The 22,327-nt window shown below is 40.3% G+C and carries 22 protein-coding genes and 3 tRNA genes; 6 read left to right on the plus strand and 19 right to left on the minus strand.

Annotation, left to right across the window (positions count from 1 at the left end; translation table 11 throughout):
- Positions 1-33 precede the first annotated feature (33 nt).
- The 3 genes from glpD to glpK all read right to left on the minus strand — a co-directional run bounded on the left by glpD (position 34) and on the right by glpK (position 4,139).
- Complete coding sequence (gene glpD / locus F887_RS04490; protein ID WP_005296123.1) at positions 34-1,554, minus strand: glycerol-3-phosphate dehydrogenase; 1,521 nt, start codon at positions 1,552-1,554, stop codon at positions 34-36.
- Between the two features lie 261 nt (positions 1,555-1,815).
- The gene (locus tag F887_RS04485) at positions 1,816-2,574 is read right to left on the minus strand and encodes a DeoR family transcriptional regulator (RefSeq protein ID WP_005296125.1); all 759 of its coding nucleotides are present in this window, start codon (positions 2,572-2,574) and stop codon (positions 1,816-1,818) included.
- 50 nt (positions 2,575-2,624) lie between these two features.
- The gene (glpK, locus tag F887_RS04480; RefSeq protein ID WP_005296128.1) at positions 2,625-4,139 is read right to left on the minus strand and encodes a glycerol kinase GlpK; all 1,515 of its coding nucleotides are present in this window, start codon (positions 4,137-4,139) and stop codon (positions 2,625-2,627) included.
- A gap of 290 nt (positions 4,140-4,429) precedes the next feature.
- Between glpK and F887_RS04475 the strand changes: the two genes are divergently transcribed.
- Positions 4,430-4,852: a hypothetical protein gene (locus F887_RS04475; protein WP_005296131.1), complete on the plus strand. Its 423-nt coding sequence runs from the start codon at positions 4,430-4,432 to the stop codon at positions 4,850-4,852.
- Between the two features lie 61 nt (positions 4,853-4,913).
- Here the strand turns inward: F887_RS04475 and F887_RS04470 are convergent, their stop codons facing one another.
- The 3 genes from F887_RS04470 to folD all read right to left on the minus strand — a co-directional run bounded on the left by F887_RS04470 (position 4,914) and on the right by folD (position 6,921).
- A complete protein-coding gene (locus F887_RS04470; protein WP_005296134.1) occupies positions 4,914-5,198 on the minus strand; it encodes a GNAT family N-acetyltransferase in 285 nt (94 codons plus the stop codon).
- A gap of 155 nt (positions 5,199-5,353) precedes the next feature.
- Positions 5,354-6,022, minus strand: coding sequence for a class I SAM-dependent methyltransferase (locus F887_RS04465; protein ID WP_005296136.1), 669 nt, complete (start codon positions 6,020-6,022; stop codon positions 5,354-5,356).
- Positions 6,023-6,072: 50 nt separating this feature from the next.
- Positions 6,073-6,921, minus strand: a complete 849-nt coding sequence (gene folD, locus F887_RS04460) for a bifunctional methylenetetrahydrofolate dehydrogenase/methenyltetrahydrofolate cyclohydrolase FolD (RefSeq protein ID WP_005184262.1) — start codon at positions 6,919-6,921, stop codon at positions 6,073-6,075.
- A gap of 152 nt (positions 6,922-7,073) precedes the next feature.
- On the opposite strand from folD, the gene F887_RS04455 reads away from it, so the two are divergent.
- Both F887_RS04455 and F887_RS04450 read left to right on the plus strand, forming a co-directional pair.
- A tRNA-Cys gene (locus F887_RS04455) sits at positions 7,074-7,147 on the plus strand.
- Positions 7,148-7,155: 8 nt separating this feature from the next.
- A tRNA-Leu gene (locus tag F887_RS04450) sits at positions 7,156-7,241 on the plus strand.
- Positions 7,242-7,364: 123 nt separating this feature from the next.
- Here F887_RS04450 and F887_RS04445 read toward each other — a convergent pair.
- Positions 7,365-9,140 carry an alkaline phosphatase D family protein gene (locus F887_RS04445; RefSeq protein WP_005296140.1) on the minus strand — a complete coding sequence of 592 codons (1,776 nt, stop codon included), beginning with the start codon at positions 9,138-9,140 and terminating at the stop codon, positions 7,365-7,367.
- 212 nt (positions 9,141-9,352) lie between these two features.
- On the opposite strand from F887_RS04445, the gene F887_RS04440 reads away from it, so the two are divergent.
- Positions 9,353-9,438, plus strand: a tRNA-Leu gene (locus F887_RS04440).
- Positions 9,439-9,581: 143 nt separating this feature from the next.
- On the opposite strand, the gene pgaD is transcribed toward F887_RS04440, so the two are convergent.
- The 7 genes from pgaD to F887_RS04405 form a co-directional block, all read right to left on the minus strand.
- Positions 9,582-9,998 (minus strand): poly-beta-1,6-N-acetyl-D-glucosamine biosynthesis protein PgaD, encoded by a 417-nt coding sequence (gene pgaD / locus F887_RS04435; protein WP_005296142.1) that lies wholly within the window; start codon positions 9,996-9,998, stop codon positions 9,582-9,584.
- A gap of 33 nt (positions 9,999-10,031) precedes the next feature.
- Positions 10,032-11,288, minus strand: a complete 1,257-nt coding sequence (pgaC, locus tag F887_RS04430; protein WP_005184274.1) for a poly-beta-1,6-N-acetyl-D-glucosamine synthase — start codon at positions 11,286-11,288, stop codon at positions 10,032-10,034.
- 12 nt (positions 11,289-11,300) lie between these two features.
- Positions 11,301-13,298 (minus strand): poly-beta-1,6-N-acetyl-D-glucosamine N-deacetylase PgaB, encoded by a 1,998-nt coding sequence (gene pgaB, locus F887_RS04425; protein WP_005296146.1) that lies wholly within the window; start codon positions 13,296-13,298, stop codon positions 11,301-11,303.
- A gap of 257 nt (positions 13,299-13,555) precedes the next feature.
- On the minus strand, positions 13,556-13,957 hold the full coding sequence (locus F887_RS04420) for a hypothetical protein (RefSeq protein WP_005296148.1): 402 nt from the start codon (positions 13,955-13,957) through the stop codon (positions 13,556-13,558).
- Positions 13,958-14,332: 375 nt separating this feature from the next.
- Positions 14,333-14,674, minus strand: a complete 342-nt coding sequence (locus F887_RS04415) for an FKBP-type peptidyl-prolyl cis-trans isomerase (RefSeq protein ID WP_005144817.1) — start codon at positions 14,672-14,674, stop codon at positions 14,333-14,335.
- A gap of 29 nt (positions 14,675-14,703) precedes the next feature.
- The gene (locus tag F887_RS04410) at positions 14,704-15,234 is read right to left on the minus strand and encodes a YaeQ family protein (protein WP_005296151.1); all 531 of its coding nucleotides are present in this window, start codon (positions 15,232-15,234) and stop codon (positions 14,704-14,706) included.
- Positions 15,235-15,288: 54 nt separating this feature from the next.
- On the minus strand, positions 15,289-16,323 hold the full coding sequence (locus tag F887_RS04405; protein ID WP_005296156.1) for a CobW family GTP-binding protein: 1,035 nt from the start codon (positions 16,321-16,323) through the stop codon (positions 15,289-15,291).
- A gap of 478 nt (positions 16,324-16,801) precedes the next feature.
- Between F887_RS04405 and F887_RS04400 the strand changes: the two genes are divergently transcribed.
- Positions 16,802-16,996, plus strand: coding sequence for a hypothetical protein (locus F887_RS04400; protein ID WP_004801506.1), 195 nt, complete (start codon positions 16,802-16,804; stop codon positions 16,994-16,996).
- Positions 16,997-17,132: 136 nt separating this feature from the next.
- Here F887_RS04400 and F887_RS04395 read toward each other — a convergent pair whose 3' ends face one another.
- The 3 genes from F887_RS04395 to F887_RS04385 form a co-directional block, all read right to left on the minus strand.
- A complete protein-coding gene (locus F887_RS04395; RefSeq protein ID WP_004801507.1) occupies positions 17,133-17,654 on the minus strand; it encodes an acyl-CoA thioesterase in 522 nt (173 codons plus the stop codon).
- A 217-nt stretch (positions 17,655-17,871) separates the two neighbouring features.
- A complete protein-coding gene (locus F887_RS04390) occupies positions 17,872-18,495 on the minus strand; it encodes a MarC family protein (protein WP_005208116.1) in 624 nt (207 codons plus the stop codon).
- Between the two features lie 73 nt (positions 18,496-18,568).
- Positions 18,569-18,979 carry a J517_1871 family lipoprotein gene (locus F887_RS04385; RefSeq protein WP_005296159.1) on the minus strand — a complete coding sequence of 137 codons (411 nt, stop codon included), beginning with the start codon at positions 18,977-18,979 and terminating at the stop codon, positions 18,569-18,571.
- Positions 18,980-19,278: 299 nt separating this feature from the next.
- Between F887_RS04385 and F887_RS04380 the strand changes: the two genes are divergently transcribed.
- A complete protein-coding gene (locus F887_RS04380; RefSeq protein ID WP_005296164.1) occupies positions 19,279-19,614 on the plus strand; it encodes a hypothetical protein in 336 nt (111 codons plus the stop codon).
- Positions 19,615-19,787: 173 nt separating this feature from the next.
- Here the strand turns inward: F887_RS04380 and F887_RS04375 are convergent, their stop codons facing one another.
- The gene (locus F887_RS04375) at positions 19,788-20,675 is read right to left on the minus strand and encodes an ArgP/LysG family DNA-binding transcriptional regulator (RefSeq protein WP_005296167.1); all 888 of its coding nucleotides are present in this window, start codon (positions 20,673-20,675) and stop codon (positions 19,788-19,790) included.
- Between the two features lie 247 nt (positions 20,676-20,922).
- On the minus strand, positions 20,923-22,086 hold the full coding sequence (locus F887_RS04370; RefSeq protein ID WP_005296169.1) for an MFS transporter: 1,164 nt from the start codon (positions 22,084-22,086) through the stop codon (positions 20,923-20,925).
- Between the last annotated feature and the right edge of the window lie 241 nt (positions 22,087-22,327).

A 22,327-nucleotide genomic window follows, 5' to 3' on the forward strand; every position in this document is an offset into this window, starting at 1 on the left:
CTTATTCGAAGGGGCTTTTTTTATTGCAAACGATTAAGCCGCAACGGTTGTATGCGGTTTATTGGCTAAATAAGCATCTAAACTTTCAATTTCACTCGTTGCAAAGTTTAGACCCAATTTAGACCGCCTCCACAAAATATCTTGACTGTTGCTTACCCATTCAACGCGGCACAAATAGTCCACTTCTTTTGCATACAGACTTTGACCAAAATGCTGTCCAAGCTGTTCAACTGATGTTGCTTCGCCCAAGATATTCCACACACGTGAACCATAAGCAGATGCCCAACGTTTTGTTAAGAACTCAGGCGCATCTGTGATTTGTGCATGAATTTCTCGCATCAACTGCTCAACAGACTCCATATTCTCACCACCCGGCAGAGCTTCTGTTGCGGTCCAACTGTCTTTCATTTCAGGGAAGAATGCTTTCAGCTGCTGCATTGCAGACTCAGCCAACTTACGATAAGTCGTCAATTTACCCCCAAACACTGAAAGCAATGGCGCTTGATCAGCAGACTCTTGAGATAAAGCCAAGGTGTAATCACGGGTGATGGCCGATGGATTATCTGATTCATCATCACATAATGGACGTACGCCCGCAAAAGTCGAAATAATATCGGCTTGCGTTAATTGATTTTTAAAGTGTGCATTGCTCACTTCAATTAAATAATCGATCTCTTCTTGAGTAATTTTAACTTGTGCAGGATCACCTTGATATTCGCGATCCGTGGTTCCAATCATTGTATATTGATCCAAGTACGGAATGGCGAACACAATACGACGGTCATCATTCTGCATGATAAACGCTTTATCACCTTCATACAGCTTCGGCACAATGATATGGCTACCCTGAATCAAACGGATGCCATAGGGTGATTTAAGCTGTAAATCCTGCTTGATGAATTGCGCAACCCAAGGGCCCGCAGCATTCACTAAAGCCTTGGCTTTAATCTGGAATTGACCCTGTGCATTTTCCAGATCAACGACCCAGTATTGACCTTCACGTTGCGCTGATAAACAGCGAGTACGCGTTACAATATCAGCACCCTTTTCACGGGCATGCATTGCATTTAAGACAACCAGACGTGAATCATCTACCGCACAATCTGAATATTCAAAACCGCGAGTAATTGCAGTATTTAATGGACTGTCTTCTTTAAAATAAACGTTATTCGAACCCAATAACTTTTCACGTTTACCCAAGTGATCGTAAAAGAACAAACCTGTACGAATCAACCATGCTGGGCGCAAATGTGGACGATGCGGCATGATAAAACGCATTGGACGGATAATGTGGGGTGCTTTTGCCAACAATACTTCGCGTTCAGCCAAGGCTTCACGTACCAAGCGAAACTCTTTATGTTCAAGGTAGCGTAAACCACCATGAATCAATTTACTGCTTGCAGAAGATGTATGGCTGGCCAAGTCATCTTTTTCACACAGGAATACCGATAAGCCACGACCCGAAGCATCTGCTGCGATACCAACACCATTGATACCACCACCGATCACAGCAAGGTCATATATTTTGTCATTTGACTGAGGAGAAGTTTGCATAAGGCACCGCAAATTTTCATTATTGTTCAATAACGAACATTTGAACATATAAAATGAAAATAAACAATAAAAAGCTGTCAAAAAAATGCCAATTTATAGACGTTTTTAGATAAATGGTCAAAATTAAAAATAAAGGGATTAAAAAGATGATCGTCTAGCAACACAAAGGCTGCTCAAGCTTATAGCATTATTTTTATTTAATGATTCTTGAGCTAAAAGTACCTAGCTCAAGAAAAGTAACAATTTTTCGAAAATGAAGATTTATGTCGCAACAATCAGCCCAACATCCAAATCTCGGATGGTTTTTATAAATTCATCGCTGGGCTGTTGATCGGTAAAAATACAGTCAACTTGCTTAAGTGAACCTAAACGAATCATGGCATTACGACCAAATTTACTACTATCCGCAGCCAAAAATACCTGACGTGCACTGGATACAATCTCTTGAGATACGCACACTTCTTGGAAATCAAAATCCAGCAAAGTGCCGTCTTCTTCAATCCCACTAATCCCGACCAAAGCATAATCTGCTTTAAACTGCTTAAAGAAGTCCGCTGTAGCCTGACCAATCACACCACCATCTGGACGAACGCGCCCACTGGCAATCAATACTTCAAAGTCTTCTTTGGTACTGAGGATTTTGGCGACATTAAGATTATTGGTGATGATTCTTAAACCAGTATGGTTCAACAATGCATGTGCAATTGCTTCGGTTGTGGTCCCGATATTGATAAATAAAGAGGCATGATCTGGAACGGCTGCTGCAACAGCGGCAGCAATTCGTCTCTTTTCTTCTAACATATGCCCCACACGCATCGTATATTCAGTGTTTTCTACACTTGAATCATGCGCGGCACCACCATGGTAACGTCGTAACAACCCCTCATCCGCCAATTGATTAATATCACGACGGATGGTTTGAGGCGTCACATCAAAATGTTGAGCAAGTTCTTCAATACTAATATAGCCACGCTCTCGCACTAATTCGAGGGTTTTTTGTTGGCGTAGTATCAAGCTCATGCTCATCCATCCTGTGTTATTTTAGATCATGCAATAAAGGGTATTTTAGCTTAGTCTTCCGCCCAATCACGAGTACGTCCGACTGCTTTTAACCAACCTTTATAGAGTTTTTCAGTCACATCCTGACTGCACTCTGGGGTAAAGGTATTTTCGATGGTCATTCTACTCTTCAATTCGTTTAAATCCGACCAGAAACCGACAGCCAAACCAGCCAAGAATGCTGCCCCCATCCCCGTAGTTTCTTTCATCGCAGGACGTTCTACCGAAGTGCCCATGATATCTGCCTGGAACTGCATCAAGAAGTTATTTGCAGTCACACCACCATCGACACGTAAGGTCCGCAACTTCTCACCAGAATCTTGCTGCATGGCATCCAGCACATCACGAGTTTGATAGGCAATCGACTCAAGCGTTGCACGAATGATGTGTTCAATGCTCACACCACGCGTAATCCCCAAGATCGCACCACGTGCTGTCGGATCCCAATATGGCGCACCCAAGCCAGTAAAAGCAGGTACAACATAGACCCCATTACTGTCTTTCACTTTGGTTGCGTAATATTCAGAATCATGCGAATCATTAATCGCTTTCAGTTCATCGCGTAGCCACTGCACACATGAACCACCATTGAACACTGCACCTTCCAATGCATAGTTCACTTCACCACGTGGACCACATGCAATCGTGGTTAATAAACCATGATCAGATTGAACAATGCGCTTGCCCGTATTCATGAGCAAGAAACAGCCTGTACCATAAGTATTTTTGGCTTGACCCGCTTCAACACACATTTGTCCAAACAATGCAGCTTGTTGATCCCCTGCGATACCCGCAATTGGAATACCAATTTCCTGACCGCTAATGGTATGTGTATAACCGTAAACTTCAGAAGAACCACGAACCTCAGGTAACATCGCTTTAGGAATGTTCAATGCTTCAAGCAGTTTATCGTCCCATTCCAAAGTCTCAATATTAAACAACATAGTGCGAGAAGCATTGGTATAGTCAGTCACATGGACTTGACCATTGGTCAATTTCCACAACAACCAAGTATCGATCGTCCCAAACAAAAGCTCGCCACGTTCCGCACGTTCACGACTACCTTCAACACGGTCCAAAATCCACTTAATTTTAGTCGCAGAGAAATACGGATCAAGTACCAAACCTGTCACTTTATGCACGTAATCTTGCCAACCGTCTTGGCGCAGTTGATTACAAATTTCATTGCTTTGGCGGCTTTGCCACACAATTGCATTGTAAATAGGTTTTCCTGTCTTTTTATCCCAGATAACCGTGGTTTCACGTTGGTTGGTGATCCCAATTGCCGCAATTTGCTCGCTGGAAATACTGGCTTGTGCCAAAGCTTCAACCCATACCGCGCTTTGAGTCGCCCAGATTTCCATTGGATCATGCTCGACCCAACCTGGTTGTGGGTAAATTTGCGTAAATTCACGCTGAGCAATACTGATGACATTCGCATCGTGATCCAATACGATCGCACGTGAACTCGTTGTACCTTGGTCAAATGCAACCACGTATTTTTTTTGACTATCTGTAGAGATCATGACATACCTATCCAGACTTGCTTAATTAAGGGTCTAAGGACACTCCAATAAACCCTGTGCTGCAATAAATTAAATGCCCGTTAAAAAACGGGCTCAAATACTGCAAAAAAGCAATGACTTCTGTATTAAATAAAAAACTTGGCAGATTATATGCAAAATTGTTCGAAAACGAAAATTCTTTCTTTAAAATTGAAGCTAAAAATCGATGAATAGCCTGTGTTTTAAAGATTCCTCACAATAAAAAACTTATTTTATGCGATACTGAAACCAGAAATAACAGGACCATTGATATGAAAAAAACCAATTTATTGTTAATTATGAGCGGTACACTTCTTATTGCAGCATGTCAAAGCAGTCCACATCAGTACAATGGCGTGACTGGTTATCAAATCGAAAATAAAACAGCCTCTTCAGCAACCGTCGCTTATACTCTCGCCGCACGCAGTAATAGCGATTTGGATGAGAAAAAATTACAACATGCATGTAAGCAAATTTTAGGTGCAGAAAAAACATATAAACTTGCTGTGCTCAGTGTCAATGAAATTATGAATCCAGCCCAACAAGAACAATACGGCGTCAAATTGGGTAATAGTCGTGCCACTTTCGGTCTGTCCAACTCACCTGACTTAAACAACAGTGAAGGCTATGCGACACGTCAAGCACTTGAAACTCGCCCAACCACACTGAAAGTGGTTCGTTACACCTGCTCTTAATCGAATAGATTGACGACTAAAAATGGATGTATCCCATCATCAGGAATACATCCACTTTATTTTATCCCTTTAAAACATCGTGAATAGATAAATCTTTATCAAACACGGATTTTGCAAACGGACACAAAGGAATCACTTTGACGTTACGTTCGCGTACAAACGTAATCAGCTCATTCAATAATTTACGCCCCACGCCTTGCCCGCGAAATTGATCATTTACATCAGTATGATCAATAATGAGCATACTATCTCCTGCCCAGGTGTACGCCATTTCACCTGCGAGTACATCACCCTCTAAAAGCTGAAATGCGCCATGTTTGCCATCATCAACCTGCTGAATACCCATACACGTTCCCTTTTTCCATCAAAACAATATCTTTAAGAATAGCCACCAAAGACCATCTATTTAGTTCATTTGAATGTTTTAGCATGTGCAATGAGGAGATTGTGTTGAGATTTGCTAACCTCAACACAATGTATTTTTAATAGAAATTGTTTATTTTATTTGGTGCGATAAAAACTGACGTTTCTAAACTCTTTGGCTTCATCTAAGTCTGGCCAAGTCGTTGCGCTGCGCTCATCAATTTTCAGATATCGAGGATGGCTGAAATTTTTGACTCGACTGTCCGCAACCCACACTTCAGACGCAAACTTTAAGAATTCATCCAAGAAGAAACGATTGGATTGGTCATACAATACATCGGCTGCCAGTAACACATCGACTTGCTCGGACTGATACAAATCGTCCAGATACTCCAGCTCAACATCATTCAATAAAGCATTTTCACGACATGATGCAAGACTAATTGGATCAATATCACAACAAATCACCCGCTTTGCGCCTGCCATTTTTGCCGCAATCGCGACCACGCCTGAACCCGCACCAAAGTCTAAGACCACTTTATCTTTAACATGATGAGGCTCGGCCAATAGCCATTGTGCCATCGCCAAACCAGAAGCCCAGCAAAAAATCCAATACGGCGTTTCATTCCAAATCCGTCGAATCACTTCATCGTCTAACCGATCTGTGGGGAACACAGGTGGAATCAACCAAAGGGAAATTGGTGTTTCGGGTAACTGTTGTGCCAACAAATCCGTGTTTGGAATCACCTCATGCAAGGCTTTAAGCAATTGCTCGGGTGCTTTGGCAAATTGAAAAGTGCAGCTCATATGTGTTTAGTTCTAAAAAACCCCTCTTCGCGAGGGGTTATTAATCATCTTTACGCTAATGCTTTTTCAGCAGCTTCTACAGTTTGACGAATCAAGGTGGTGATCGTCATTGGGCCTACGCCACCAGGTACGGGTGTATAAGCAGAAGCGATCTCTTCGATACCGGCCAATTGGATATCACCAACACCACCACCATCACGCGGGTGGAAGCCTGCATCTACAACAACTGCACCTTGCTTGATCCAGTCTTTTTGGATCAATTCAGCTTTACCCACTGCACCCACAATAATATCAGCTTGCTTCACCAGTTCTGGAAGATTTTGCGTACGTGAGTGGCAAATCGTCACTGTTGCATTGGCTTGTAATAGCATCATCGCCATTGGCTTACCCAAAATCGCAGAGCGACCCACGACAACTGCATGTTTACCCGCGATTTCAATCTTGTTTTCTTGCAAAATGGTCATGATACCAGCAGGTGTTGCAGAACCATATGCCGCTTCACCCATTGCCATACGGCCAAAACCTAAGCAAGTCACGCCATCGACATCTTTTGCCAATGAGATTGCATCAAAACATGCTCTTTCATCAATCTGTTCAGGTACTGGATGTTGTAACAAGATTCCATGTACATCTGGATTGGCATTTAATTTTTCAATTTCAGCCAATAATTGTTCAGTTGTGGTTTCTTTTGGAAGTTCAACTTTAAGTGAATCCATGCCCACACGGCGACAAGCATTGCCTTTCATACGCACATAAGTTGCAGATGCACCATCATCACCAACCAATATCGTTGCCAAGATTGGGGTACGCCCCGATTTTGCTTTTAATGCTTCTACACGTACCAACAAATCCGTTTCAATTTGTTTTGCCAATGCACGACCGTCTAAAACCAATGCCACAGCGCATCTCCAAAGTGGGTATGAATCAATTGCGTAAATAATACATGATAATTTGAGCAATATTCTTTTAGATGTTGTTTTTATGTGCATATTCGCTATAAACACTATTGTTTTTTTTTTTAAGATTGCTAATATGTGCATCACCAAGAGATGGCGGGGTGGCAGAGTGGTCATGCAGCGGACTGCAACTCCGTGTACGCCGGTTCGATTCCGACCTCCGCCTCCATTGGTAAAGCCCGAGTGGTGAAATCGGTAGACACAGGGGATTTAAAATCCCCCGCCCACAAAGCGTGCCAGTTCGAGTCTGGCCTCGGGCACCATTTTTCAGCAAATGAAATATGGTGCAAATAAAAATCCAGCGCAAGCTGGTTTTTTTATGTCTAGAATTTGGATCACAATAAAAAAGCCAAGTTCATTGACTTGGCTTCCTACCACTTTTGAACTTAAGCCACTTGCTGTCCTGTTTTCACTGGTAATAGATTTTTATCCAAACTCAATTGATAGCCACGTGTTTTATCAAGTGTATATTCAGGCTTTTTGACTGAATCCAGATAAATCCATTGTGATTGCACTTGAGCTTCATCAAACTGCACCACCAAATAACCTCTTTGATTCAAATTGCAGTAATTCAACTCATCAATCAATGTGGTGAATGCAAACTCAAACTGTTGCAACAGTGCCAGCGGAATATCTAAATATTTTTCTAAGCCTGGTGAAGATACTGAACTGGTTGCCAGCTCAACCCCAACAAATGCACCATCTTTGTTATATAGATTAGAAGACCATGCATTATGAGTATCCCCTGCCAACACCACCACTTTTTTCTTTAATTGTGCCAAAGCGCCATACACAATCTCACGCTCAACAGGATAACCATCCCATGCGTCCAAGTTATAGGGTGCAACGGTTAGAACACGTGCTTTTTCTTGTGCGGTTAAACGAGGGTCGCCTTGTAATAAACGAATCTTGAGAGCCACCAATTCAGTGATTTGAGCATTCATTTTTTCTAAAGTTTCATCACTCGGATTCCCCGAAGTAATTTCTGCCAAAGCAAGTAGCAGCTCAGCAGGAACCAACATTTTGATCATCAGAATCTGTTGTCCCAGAACATCCCAAGTTGCGGTTGAACTTTGTAAGACACCTACTATATTTTTTTCTTTATTCCCCAATAACCAATCACGTTGGGTATCTCCCATTAAGGTCCGTACTGGATCAGTGAGATCTGCTTGGAATTTTGCAATATCCAAACCATTCGCTGTCATATACTTGGCATAATCCAATTGCTCATCACGCGCAATAATTCGGGTATCTAACATCATTAAATTGACTAGCCCTCCAAAATCAAACTGACGATAAATCTTGGTGTGCTGATCATCGACAGGACGAATTGGCATCCATTCAAAATAAGCTTGTAGGGCCGCCAATTTACGATCCAGGAAAGACCCTTCATTTGACTGATGATTTTCAGCCCCTTCTCGCCATGCGTCATTAGCTAACTCATGGTCATCCCAAATCACGATAAATGGATGACGATGATGCAAAGCTTGCAAATCTTTGTCTTTACGATAGAGCGCATAACGTTTGCGATAATCATTTAATTTGATAATTTCTGTATTGTTGTCTGCCTCAAGCTTACGAACAGCTTCATCTTTTGCATAACCATCTTCACCATATTCATAAATATAGTCCCCGAGATGAATTACCACATCGACATTTTGCTTGGCCATTTCACGATACACATGGAAATAGCCCACTGGATAATAAGAACATGAACATACGGCAAAACTGACTTGCGTGGCGCTGTTTGGCAATGTCTTGGTTTGCCCGACAGGTGAAACCTTATCACCAAAGATAAAGCGATAGAAATAAGACTGATTCGGTTTTAAACCTGTGGCATCGACTTTTACAGTAAAATCTTGTGCAGCCGCAGTGGTGACTTTATCGGTTTTAATGATTTGTTTGAATTGCTGATCTAACGCGATTTCCCAAGTCACTTGCAAACGTGCACTACTATCGTTGGGTGTCAAACGCGTCCATAAGATCACCCGATCTTGCAATGGATCGCCACTGGCCACCCCATGTTCAAAGTTCACCTGTAATGTTGCTGTCTCTTGATCTGAACTGTCATTACAGCCTGTAAATCCCGCAGATAAAGACAACGCCCCGAAACCGAATAGACTTTTTTGAATGAGTTCCCGTCGTGAAATTTTTGCTGTCATTTGGATAGCTACCTTAATTTTATCACTATATGTAAATGATTGAAATTAATGGGCTTAGATGAAGCTTTGATCTCAATTTGATGAAAGAATCATGAAAATATGATGACAATGCTTAATTTTCATCAGATAAGCACATGAATTGATTGAAAAGAAAGCAAATAGCAAGTTTTACTCTTGCCAAGTTTTAAAGTGTCCTCTATTATTGCGCACATGCCCGAGTGGTGAAATCGGTAGACACAGGGGATTTAAAATCCCCCGCCCACAAAGCGTGCCAGTTCGAGTCTGGCCTCGGGCACCATGTTTCAACAAATGAAATATGGTGCAAATAAAAATCCAGCGTCAGCTGGTTTTTTTATGTCTGAAATTTAAGACCCAGCATAAAAAAATGCCTTAATTAAAAAATTAAGGCATTTTATATTCGTGATTTAGAACAATACGTAATTATTCTACGCGAATAATTTTACCATTCTCATCATGATGCACGATGCTCACTTTCTGCTGACGTCCTACCTGAATCTCTTGCTCAGGTAATTCGAAATAACGCGCATAATCAGGCAAGGTCTTTTCAACAGCATGCTTTTTATGTACACGTTTTGCAGGCAAGAAACCCCACAACAACAATGCAACCGCACACATAAATAATGCAGTCACCCCATGCTCAATGCCATCGCTAAATGCAGACATTAATCGTTGTGCGATATGGGTCTTTTGTAGCTCAACCAATACCCACACTAAAATAAATGGACGCCATAATAATAACCAACCTGCCCACATCATTGCGGTGGTTGTGGTTGAAAAATAACGTTTGTGCCATGGGAGTTGGCGACGTACATCAATAATTAAACTGTCAGCTTTCATTGCTTTTTACTCAGCAAAATGAATCTTTCCGATTCAACGAATTCCACGATCTGGGCTAATCCAACGGGCACGTTTCTCATCATTACGCAACAGCACCTTTGGAAAGGCGACGATTGTAGCAGTAATCGTGATCAACCAAAACACAAACGGGTACCAAATCATCCAATAATAATTTTTCCCTAGGCTTGGTTCATAACGACTATCCATCCATTTGCTTAAAGCAAACTGAATTAAACAGGTCGCACCTAATAAAATTCCACTACCGTATGGTAAAAATGGTGAACTCACCACAGCAAGCGCTGGAATTGCAAAGATAAAGTGCAATAACCAGATCACCGCCATAATAAGCATCAAATATGACCAAATGAGTGTCAAACACAGCTCAAACATCAAAGGCCATAAAAAATTAAGTTTAGGTTTTAAAAACACATCAATATTTTTAACCAAAACCTGTGCCCCACCCATGGCCCAACGTAAACGTTGCTTCCATAATCCATTCAAGGTTTCAGGCATCAAAATCCAGACCAGCGCATTTGGCTCAAAGCGGACATCCCAACCTGCACGTTGTAATTTCCATGTGATATCAATGTCTTCAGTCAACATATTCGGTGACCAATAATCCACTTGATGAACCGCGCTTTTACGGAAGGCAGTAATCACACCCGATACGGTAAATAAACGGCCAAAAGTACGTTGTGCGCGCTTGATCATGCCGACAATCGAAGAGAACTCTCCCACTTGAATTCGTCCAAGCAAAGTTGAACGTGTACGAATACGTGGGTTGCCCGTTACAGCTGCTACTGTTGGATCTTCTAGAAAGTGTCGCATCATCCATTTGGCAGCATGTGGATCAAGCAGAGCATCACCATCAATCCCGATCAGGAATTCAGCATCGGTCATTAAGCTACCGGCTTGTAGCCCCATGGCCTTGCCTTGGTTTTGTGCCAAATGCACCACACGTAATTTTTCATACTGTGTCGCCAATCGATCCAGTACTTCACCCGTATTATCAGAGCTACCATCATTAATCGCAATCACCTCAAAATTCGGATAATCCAATTTGAGCGCATGGCTAATGGTTTCTTCGGCATTGTCCCCTTCATTAAAACAAGGCACCAATACCGCGACTTTGGGATATTCTGGCAAAGCAGCAGGTTGCTGATAGGGAGGATCCTGACGTTCTTTCCAGTAAAAAATGATTGCCCCAACCATCCACAGGTATGACATAAACAAGGGATAGTAAAAAACAAACTTTATGGCATATGACCACAATAAAGCAATCCAACTCATCTCATTACTCCACTATGGTACTAACTGAGATGATTTTAGACTAAAAGCCTTATGCATTGTTTCGACATCTGGGTGTCCTTTGATCGGATCATCAGGATAATAGGCCACGTGCATTGCACCTTGCTCATATAATGACTTGATGGTTGCCGCCATTTCTTCAGATGGAACTTTTTGGTCATTACGCCAATTCACCGCCTGCAACTCCATCACGGTCTTTTTAATTCCATTTGGATATTGCTTCACGCGATTCATGATATCTGAATAGAATTTTGCAGGATTATCAGACTGCTCCATATAAGGCATCGCCATAATCGCAGTAAAGTCATAACGATTCAGTGATTGCTCCAAAGATTGCGCGTACCAGTTTTCTGCATAGGCATTTAAAGCCACCTGCGCATAAAGATTACGTGCAGTCACAAGGAATGGTTGATATTGGCGAACCTCCCCTGCAAGCTCCATGGCAAAATCATCAAGATAACGGGTTTTATATGCTGTCCATTTTTGCAACGCTGCATCATTGTCTCGGATTTTAGCCAAATCCGTTGGTAAACCTTGTTTCGCATAGGCAGCCAAAGCATCGGGACTGGCATCTTCATAGTCAGACAATGTCACATCATCATGGAACAACAAGCCATCAAACGGTGTCGACTTCGCCAAATCTTGATAGATTTCTTTAATGGTTTGTCGTGCTGGTGCTGAGAATGGGCTGAGACGGATATAGCCCATATTTAAATGCTCACCCGCTTTTGCCTGTTGCGTTTCAACTAAATCTTTCGACACTGGATCATTCTTAGGTAATTCCCAAGCCAATAATGGCATCCACGCATATAAACGTTGTACAGGCGTACGCGTTTGAATCTGCCAAGCGACACGGTTAAATAAATCTGCACGCATCGGAATATGACGATTTGGGAAATACACCATATCGGCTGAACCATTGGCATCAGGATCAGAAAAGGCCTGTAAATAGACGGTATTTACACCCATGCCATTAATACGGTCAATCAAATGATCGAGATTACGTTCTTGCTGTTTGGTATCTGGATCATAAATATAGTCTAAATCGACATGCATAATTTTTTGCGGTCGATTGTTATCATTCAAATTCAATTCACGGTTCTTGATTTCTTGCGCCAATGCGCTGGTCGACATATTACCCTGAATCAAAATACGGCTCATATTTTGCAGCGATTGTTTAGCGTGATCTGCCCCATCATCCAAGGTAATGGTAATCGGCATACCCAACTGCTTAGCTGTTTGCACCAGTTGCATGTTATAGCGACCATAAGGCCAGACCATCACACGTGGCGAACGTAAACCATGTGCTTTTAATAAATCATTATTGGTTTTTAAATCTTGATAAACCCGTGCTTGGTAGACCGCATCATTTTCATAGCTCTTGGTTTTCGGATCATAAATACGGGTGATGGCTGCAGGTTCTGAATTTCCTTGTGGATTACCATTAACCCCTTGATGTAAATGATAACTGTGACTGGCGATTTCAACCAAACCACTGTTTTGCATTTCCTTAAGTTCATCCCAACTCAAGATTTTATTACGCTCAATCGGCTCACCACCAAAATCAACTTTTTGTCCTGCTTTAGGCTCTAACCACGAACCCACAACAGCTAACACGACTGGAATCTTTTTGGCACGAATAATCGGATAGGCATTTTGATAAAAAGATTGATAGCCATCATCGACCGTCAGCAAAATAGGTTTAGTTGGTAATTTATATTTACCTTGATGTGCTTTGATCAGCTGATCGACATTAATAAAGTGATAGCCATTCTTTTTCAACCAGTCGATATGCTCACCAAACTGCTTGGCAGTCACTGCATAGCTTGGAATCAGTGCATCTTTGCGATCTGTAATTTCGTGATACCCAATGACGGTCAATGTGGTTGCATCGATTTTTGGATTTGCCGCAAAAGTTGTGGTACTGGCAACCACCCCAAACACAAGACCTAAAAAAGTTTTTAACGTCGGGGACACTAAACGTGTTGTCATAGAGATATCGTCTCAAGATTAGAAATTCGCTGATCGCAGATCATGCCTGCACCATCTTACAGTTTTATGGATAAATAAGATGTTTTTGAATGGTCAGCGGGAAGTACGGATTGTATTTATAATTTTAAAAACTGAAAATAAACTTAAATGCATTTTTTATGATATCAATCACATTTTAACTGAATATTTTTTGACAAAAATAATAAGCTCCTGATCTACGCTCTAGATCAGGAGCTTTGAACAATTTTTTTAAATGATTAGTACTGAATTAACTGAAAGTTAGGGTCATCTGCAAGTTGCTGTAAATAGTGACGCTCTTTTTGATAAAAATATTTATTCAGGCGATTCACCCACTCACCACGGCGGAAAGTCAGTATCTTTTTATGCACTCCATCATATTCCAGCAGCACAACATTACTATCATCCTCACCTGCCGCTAAACGCGTTATTTTATAGTCATGCGGTGCATACTGATGTGAAGGCTGTAATGACCTGAGAATTTCAATTTTATAGTCACCATCAATCCAGTAATGCTTATCGATCAACGCTTTTTCATTCACCCAAAAACCCGTTTGTGCGCCATCATGAGTATCGATCAGAAAAAAATGATCTAACTCTCTTAACAATTCCGATGCCGTGATATCCAAATAATCATTCATATCGACCTCTATACACTCAAATTTTTATCGTTGCTTATTGCCGCATTTTTATAATGGATAAACTATAAGTGACATCTTCCCCGATTGCCTTATAGTGACCTAAAAAAGCAAACTTTCATGACCTTAGAATCAACACGTGTTATTCAAAAAATTAAGGCTTTCAGAAAAATTGCTCTTTTAACTCAAAGATATACAGGACTGTATATAGAGAATCAATATTTTTTTCTTGGGCTGCAATAAAATTCAGATGAAAGAAATAGTTTTAAAAATCAAAACTTTATTATAGGTTTATTGATATTATTTTATGCTTATGATTTTAAAGCGATTTAGTCTAAAAATCGACCAAATCGCTTTCTTTTTGAGTACCAAAAATGGTTATTCGTCGCGTGTTTTTACATCGAACAATTCAATTTCAAAGGTCAGATTGGCATTGGCTGGAATAATCTTACCCATTTTACGTGAGCCATACGCCAAATGTGCAGGGACAATCAATTTACGCTTTCCACCCACACGCATTCCCATAATGCCTTGATCCCAGCCCTTAATCACACGTCCAGTACCAATCACCGTTTCAAAGTAATTACCGCGATCAAGTGACGAATCAAACTTGGTTCCATCTTCTAACCAACCCGTGTAATGGGTCGTGATCAAAGCACCACGAACTGCTTCTTTACCTTCACCTACTTTTAAATCAATAATTTCTAATTCTGTACTCATCTTTATCTCTCCAAATCACTCAAGCTAAATTATTGCAATTGTTGCCATTGAATGTCGACCTGACCTTTGTCGCTTAACAATGTCCATTCGCCATCCATAATATTCAGCTGCAATTGCATAGTACGTTCGCATAAACCCTCAAGTTCTTGCGTGGTTTGTGGGGCCAATTGCCACACTTGCACATTGCTTAAGGTTTTAATTTTGGTATTCTTCTGCCACCAATCATCCGATTGAGAGCCATAAGTCACAACTGCAACACTCTTACAACGCGCACTCGCCTTTTTCACTTTATCTTCTGATGGACAACCGACTTCGATCCATTTCTCTAACAGCCCTGTCAGGTCTTTTTGCCATAACGCAGGTTCATCTGTTTCAAATAAGTCTTTGGTAAACTCTAAACGTTCATCGGCAAAACGTGCATACGCCAGAATACGAACCATTAAACGTTCAATGGTTTCAGAGGGATGCTGAGCAAGGGTGAGCTGATAATCTGCATAGATATGCTCATCCATATTGGCAATATTGAGGTCTGCCTTATATATTGTTGCTTTTAACGCCATAAACTAAACTCTTAAATACAGTGTTCTCAAATTTGGCGCTAAGCATACTCTATTTTAGCGAGAAGCATGTGCGATTTGATCATGTTGATCATCAATCGGATCAATACGGCATTGCAATAATTGTGTTTCAAAAGCGAGCCAGTCATGTGCTGACTGACAAATCACTTCAATTCGATTATCAATGCTTTCTTCAGCCGACTTATAGTTAAACTGCTGCGGATTAAAATTAAAACTTTTCCAACCTTGATCAGTATTAAAGATACCCTTGATTCTCACCCAGTCTTGTTGCTCACACAACAGATCCAATAAATCATGAAAATTAAACTGCCAGCGTTTCGGCAATTTCCAGCCCGCAACCGTATAGCCCTGCGCTGTTTCAACATAATGATAAGGAAGTTGCTTTATCTCTGGTATGTGTTCAGCAACTTGCGTTTGTTGCAATCTTAGTAAAGGTTGAATCTTACGTTGTACAGGTTGTTGTTGAATGTCTAATTGTTGAATATCCACTTGCCCATTTTCCACTTCAATCCAATACTGGACATAAGTTTCATACTCTTGTTTCAAATCGGCATAAGCTTGATGATCTGCGGCTGTCATACAGTCGATATGCGACAACACGACAATTTGTGCTGCTTTTAGTTGATCGGTATATAGATTCTGTTTCACCCAATCCTGATCATGTAGGCGACTCCCATCCACAACAATCACCAAAGCGCGCATTGCCAAACTACTCTGCCAATGCGGTTCAGTCAGTTGTTCCAATAATTGCGCTGGATGTCCCAAACCTGTGGGTTCGATAAATAAACGATCAGGTTTGCTTTCACTAAGCAAGCGAGAAAGTGCAATCTGCATCGGCAACTGACTGCTACAACACAAACAACCTCCCAATAGCTCTTTCACCGCATAGCCTTGCTGCTGACTAATAAGTTGTTGGTCAACCCCAATCTGCCCAAACTCATTCATCAAAACGGCCCATACTTCATGTTCAGGCTTCTGAGTCAGCAAATGCTGTAATAATGTGGTCTTACCTGCGCCTAAAAAGCCAGAAATAATATGTGTAGCAACAGTTTTTGGGGCAAGAAGTTTCACGACACACTCTTATTCGGAATTTATTTCATTCTAAATAGAAAAACCGATGAAATAAAATAAAGAATGATTTTTCCGAATAATTGGAATTAAGGCCTATTAAGTAATAATTATGGGATTTTAATCACATATTAAATCTAAAAATCTTATTTAGAAATAAGATATGAATGGTTTATTCAATTAAGCATTTTTTATAAAAGCAAAGCTAGTGTTTAAAACACGTAAAATATTAGATTGTTTTTTGACCATAAAAACATATTTCCATACATTTTAATCCTTAATTTCTTCATGATGTTTTACATAGAAACTACATAACACGATTCAATATTTCATATTGTTAAGATAGGCGTAATAGATTGTTAAGAACATTGCCGCAAATACGTTTGGCACATAGCATGGACCTCATGCCGAAATTGAGAGATTGGAATTAACCAATCCTCCTATTGAGGTTGTTATTTTAAATGAAATAAGGATGCCTAACATGAAATTTATCAAAACTGTTCTTGCAACTACACTTACTCTTGCAGCAGCTTCTACATTTGCAGCACCAGTAGAACAACAAACTGAAGAAAAGGTTGTTGTTTCAACTCAAGAGCAACCTGAAACTCAAGGTCAAGCTGCAACTGATGCAACAGCAACTGAAGCACCTGCATCTACACCTGCGCCAACAAACTAATCAGATCTTAAGGTTCCTCCAGACCTTTAGACCAACATTTGTAATGATTTAAAATTTACTTCATTACAAATGTAAAAAGATCGAACCATGCTGCGGTTCGATCTTTTATTTTTTGGAGAAAGAATTTATAAAAGAATTAACACTGCGTTGTTTTTTTAAACATACTGCATGAAGGTTGATGAACCTCTTGCAAGCGCGTTGCCTTACGCTGCTCTGCAGCTTCAAAGCGGCAACGTTTCCATTCAGTATCTAAATTTAATTGTGGTACTTCTTTTGGCTTACGCTGCTCATCGACTGCAACCATGGTGAAATAACAGGTATTGGTATGGCGAATCGTGCGCTTCTGAATATTTTGCGCTTCAACACGAATGCCAATTTCCATAGACGTCCGCCCAACATGATTCACGCTCGCCAAAAATGTCACCAGCTCACCCACATAAATGGGTTCTTTGAAATTAACGCGATCCACAGATAAAGTCACAACATAGCTGCCTGAGTATCGGCTTGCACAAGCATAAGCAACTTGATCAAGTAGCTTTAGAATGGTTCCACCATGAACATTACCTGAAAAATTGGCCATATCAGGTGTCATCAAAACGGTCATTGTCAGCTCTGATTGGTCATCAGGTGCTTGGTTTGCTTGATCTAATTGATACATGGGAAGAGCTCATAGAGAATACAACATGATTATTATCGTTTATTCATGAGCATAAACATATGCGCAAAACCATAAAACATCATCAATTCTTTTTATGATCTTGTTGCTGTTTAATTCAAAATAATGACATCTCAAGTATTTTTATTCAGTCCGTTCTTCAAAGAAAGAGAATATTTGAATAAAATACTTGAGCTGTGAAATCGAGGCTTTATACAATTCAACTCAGATTGGCTGAACGAATCAGCCCAATGATACCGTTTACAATCATATCAATTGCAATCGTACCAATCAGCAAAGCGGATAAACGACCAACAATATCAAAATAGCGATCGATATACTTTGCATGCTTATAACGTAAATGATCGTGACCAAATTTCATCAAGATCAAAATACTACAGGTTAAAATCAAGGTAATCGCAATCACGGCCATTGCGCCTGTAAAAGGTACACTCACCCCTGTGACCACCGCAGCACTAATCGTCCCTGGGCCGATCATAAATGGCATCGCGATGGTGCCTGCCAGATGCTCAGGTGCACCACGCATTTCTCCGATCGTCTCCGCGCCTTGAAATACATAACGGTAACCAATCACCAAGAAAATGAAGCCGCCAAAAATTTGAAAAGATTCAAACCGTACATTCAAATATCGACTAAAAATATTCTCACCACCCCAGGCAAAAAGAATAAACACCCCAAAGGCAATCAAACTACCCTGTATCAAAGCTTTACTAAATACCTTTGCATCGGTGTTACGGATCATCCCGACCATGTAAACACTCATCAGAAAGGGATTGAGCAATGAGAAAAATAATGCAAACGCATGAATATAAGGAGAAAACATAACAGTCTCTTTAATCTGCGGAAAATTTTAAATGCCTGCAATCACAGGCAAAGTCTGGAATAGCAATACAGCCTTAGTTCAGGACTTGCTTACATCCCACTGTGGCATTCTTGAAAGAATCATCTTTATTCAGGTCAATGTTAACGCCTAAGCCCAATAAGCTCATATGAATATTGGCCTTACTGTTATTCAGCTCTTTGACTTTAAATTTAACCCCTTTGTCACTGTATAAGGTGTTATCAACCAATTTAACCTTATACGTCATGACTTCCTTGCGGTCATCCATGCACAGCATCCCACTGCCTTGACGGTTTAAACTTAATGCGACTAAGGCTGCACTCGCCTCACCTGTCCAAAGTCCTGAGAATGGAATCTGTGTTGTGTTCAATTGGTTAAATTGAGCAGAAGACATGGTGGTAATCGAAGTACAGCCAACCAAACCAAATACCAAAATAGCGGGTAATAAAATCTTCTTCACAACCATCACCTAAAACGATCAAAATCAAATAATTGTTACCATTTTCCCATATTGGCGCATTTTTTAATTTGTACAGCCTGTATATGACTAGTATCGGAAATGTAAAAATAGTTTAATAAATCTATGAGCATATATTTATATTCTTGATCTGCGTAAGGATAAATCCAACTCCCCATAAAATATTTAATCCTTTTAAGATAACTTCATACGAATCATGACATAAACAATGCATGAGAAAAATAATAAATTTTTCTTGATTTTTAATTCAATCATCTGTAGATTTTCTTTTTGAGCGAGTAATTCAAATGAATTTCCAATCTATATTTGAAACGTTTCAAACTCTTCCGAATGGAACGGATGCCTACAAACAATTAAAACATCAATGCGAACAAGCCATTGTTGCCGCAGAGTACCCTCTCGAACCCAACGCTTTATTTCTCATTTATGGTTTTGCCAAAAACTATGTTCTACTCTACGAAGACCAAGAGGTTACCCCGGTTTTTGCAGACAAAGTAAAAGCACAAATCGTAGCTTATATGCATGAACTCAATGAAGCATTAAGCACGAAAGATACAAGTCATGTATTAACGGCCTTGAATAATGTCTCTAAACAATATTTTGAAAGTTCTAGAATTTTTTAGTCATTTAAGCAAGATAAAAAATTCGGGCTGAGTTTAGTTTAAACGCAGCTTCTAAATAGTTTTCAGGTTTCATTATTCTCACAAAATAATTTAGAAGCTGCGTTAGCACATACATTTAAAATATTAGATGTATGCACACTATAATAAAATTATTTTGATTTTATTCTGTTATCTTAAGCCAAGATTAACCGAGCTTGATTTACAATATGCTCAGTCAAAAGCTGTAATGGCTTTGATTGTTGATTCCAATGATGCCAATATAGTGGAATATCAATTCGAATATCAGCTAATAATTCAACCAATACTTCTGCCTGATTTTCAGTATTCAGCTGCAACTCTGGCACCATGCCGTAGCCGAGTCCCAATTTAATTGCGGTGACAAAAGACTCCGACGATGGAATTAAGTGGCAAGGATATGTACCTTTCATCAATCCATAGTTTTTTTCAAGAATATCAAAATGCATCCGATCTTTCTCATTAAAGATAATGGCTGGTGCAGCACGTAAGCTTTCTCGATGGACGCCCTCTGCAAACCATTTTTTTCTAAACGCATCCGTTGCCATCATTTGATAACGCATCATGCCTAAATATTCTGCATTGCAACCACGCATAGGCTGATCTTCAATCGAAATACAGGCACTCACCCTCCCCTTTTCTAATAATGAATAGGTATGAGACTGATCATCGGTTCTCAACTCAATCACAATCTTCTCTTTCAGCAACACCTCCTTTAAGGCAGGAAGTAACCATGTCGCTAGAGAATCTTCATTTGAACCAATGACGGTCTTAAAAAAGTGTGACTCCCCTCCACCGGTCAAACCATGCAGCAAGTTTTGTTCTAAACGTCGGATGTGCTGTATATGTTCGAATATCTGCTGACCTGCTTGTGTTAACACACAGGGACGACCCCGAATCAGCAGCAGTTGCCCTAATTCTTTTTCAAGTGCTTGTACCCTCAACGTCACAGCGGATGCAGTAATACATAGCTGGGTACCCGCTTGTTCAAAGCTTCCATTTTCAGCGACAGCAAAGAATGCTTCGCATTGTTTGTTATCCAGCATATAAACCTTAAAAAAATTTAGCAAAATCTAAATAATCTTAATTTTACTGACTTTTATGGATAAAGAAAGATGATAGAAGCCATCAGGTTTTCTCGCTGAAAAATCCTCTCGTTCTTTTAAGCAATGGATCTGCGTACTTTCAGCTAGGATTCTGATTGATCTTAGCGTCACTAATTTCTCCACGTTCGTTGTTGTTTTCCCTCTGATCCTGAGCATCGCAAAAAGCCTTTGTCCTGATTGATGTCGATTAAACCAGCCTTTTTCTCAGATAAATAAGACTGAGCAAGGCAAATGCCAAACCAATAAAGGATGGAGCGTAACCAAAAGGCGTTGCTAATAGCCCAACGATGACCGCACCTGCGACTGCGCCACCATAATTAAAAATATTAACACGAGCAATAATTTCATCTCGTCGACTTTCATCTAAACGGCCTACAGCAGAATATGTAAGTGGAACCAAGGCCCCTACAGCGACACCCGCCAATGCAAAACCCAAAATAACTGTTATTAATGAATGGTTTACTCCAGATAATACACATCCGAATGCTCCAATCAGGAGAGTGACCAAAGCAATCCATGTTGCTGTTTTAAATTGCAGCAAATAATCAAGACTTAACCGTGTTAGTAAAATTCCAATTTGATAGGCTGCATAGCCTAAAGGAGCAACAGTTGCAGAACTTGCTAAAACATCTTTGAGATAAATGGAACTCCATGTACTGATTGCAGAATCGACCGTAAACACAATCAGAATAATCAGCCCAAAAATCAGAAGCTGTCGATATGGAATCGCTGGTTTATCTTGCGGATGTATTTCCGCGCATTGTTTTTGCTGAAATAACCAGTTTCTAGAAAGTTGCGAGCTAAGCAATGCAATCACCACCGCAATGCATAATGCTGTCGTTGCTCCAAGCGTAGTTGAAACCGTCGCAGACATAATGAGTGCCCCTAAAAATGCAGCTGCTGTGTAACAAGCAAAGAAACCACCAAATACACTTTTACCAAGCCGTTGTTCCATCACAACCGCTTGCATATTCAATGCTGCATCTAAGCAGCCTAGTCCAAGTCCATAAAGTAAAAAACTAGCAATCATCAGAATCACATTTGGACTAAATGCAGCAATTGCTATTCCGATGGCTTCAAAAATAAACCCCGTCACAACAGCAAGTCGTGATCCAAGTTTAACCGCTATACGATCGGCTAAAATTGAACCCAGCGCCGCTGCAATGCATACACCAAGAATAATCAGTGATAACCGATCATCAGAGAGTCTAAATCGGCCTTTTATTGTCGGGAGTGCGGTCATCACCGTCGCGTAGCCAAGACCTTGTGTCGCAAAACCAAGCGCAATCACTTTCCGTATTTTACTGAGCATTAGATTGTTTATAGTTTGAATATTATGATTTGGATCCATGCCTGACTCGCTTCGTTATTTTTCAAATATTTGCTTGGATATTGCCTCGAACACTTCCTGTGTCGATTGTTTTTAATTTTTATCTAAAACGATGCTAAAAATAAGGGCAATAATTTAAAAATAAGGGGGGTAATTCGGACAACAATATTTTAAGCAGCTTTGTTGCAGAAACTGACCTCTAAACACTGATTCAACACAGCAAAGAATACTTCACATTACTTATTCTCCTTCTTAAAACCTT

The sequence above is a fragment of the Acinetobacter sp. NIPH 2100 genome, from assembly GCF_000369805.1.
Taxonomy (GTDB): Bacteria; Pseudomonadota; Gammaproteobacteria; order Pseudomonadales; family Moraxellaceae; genus Acinetobacter.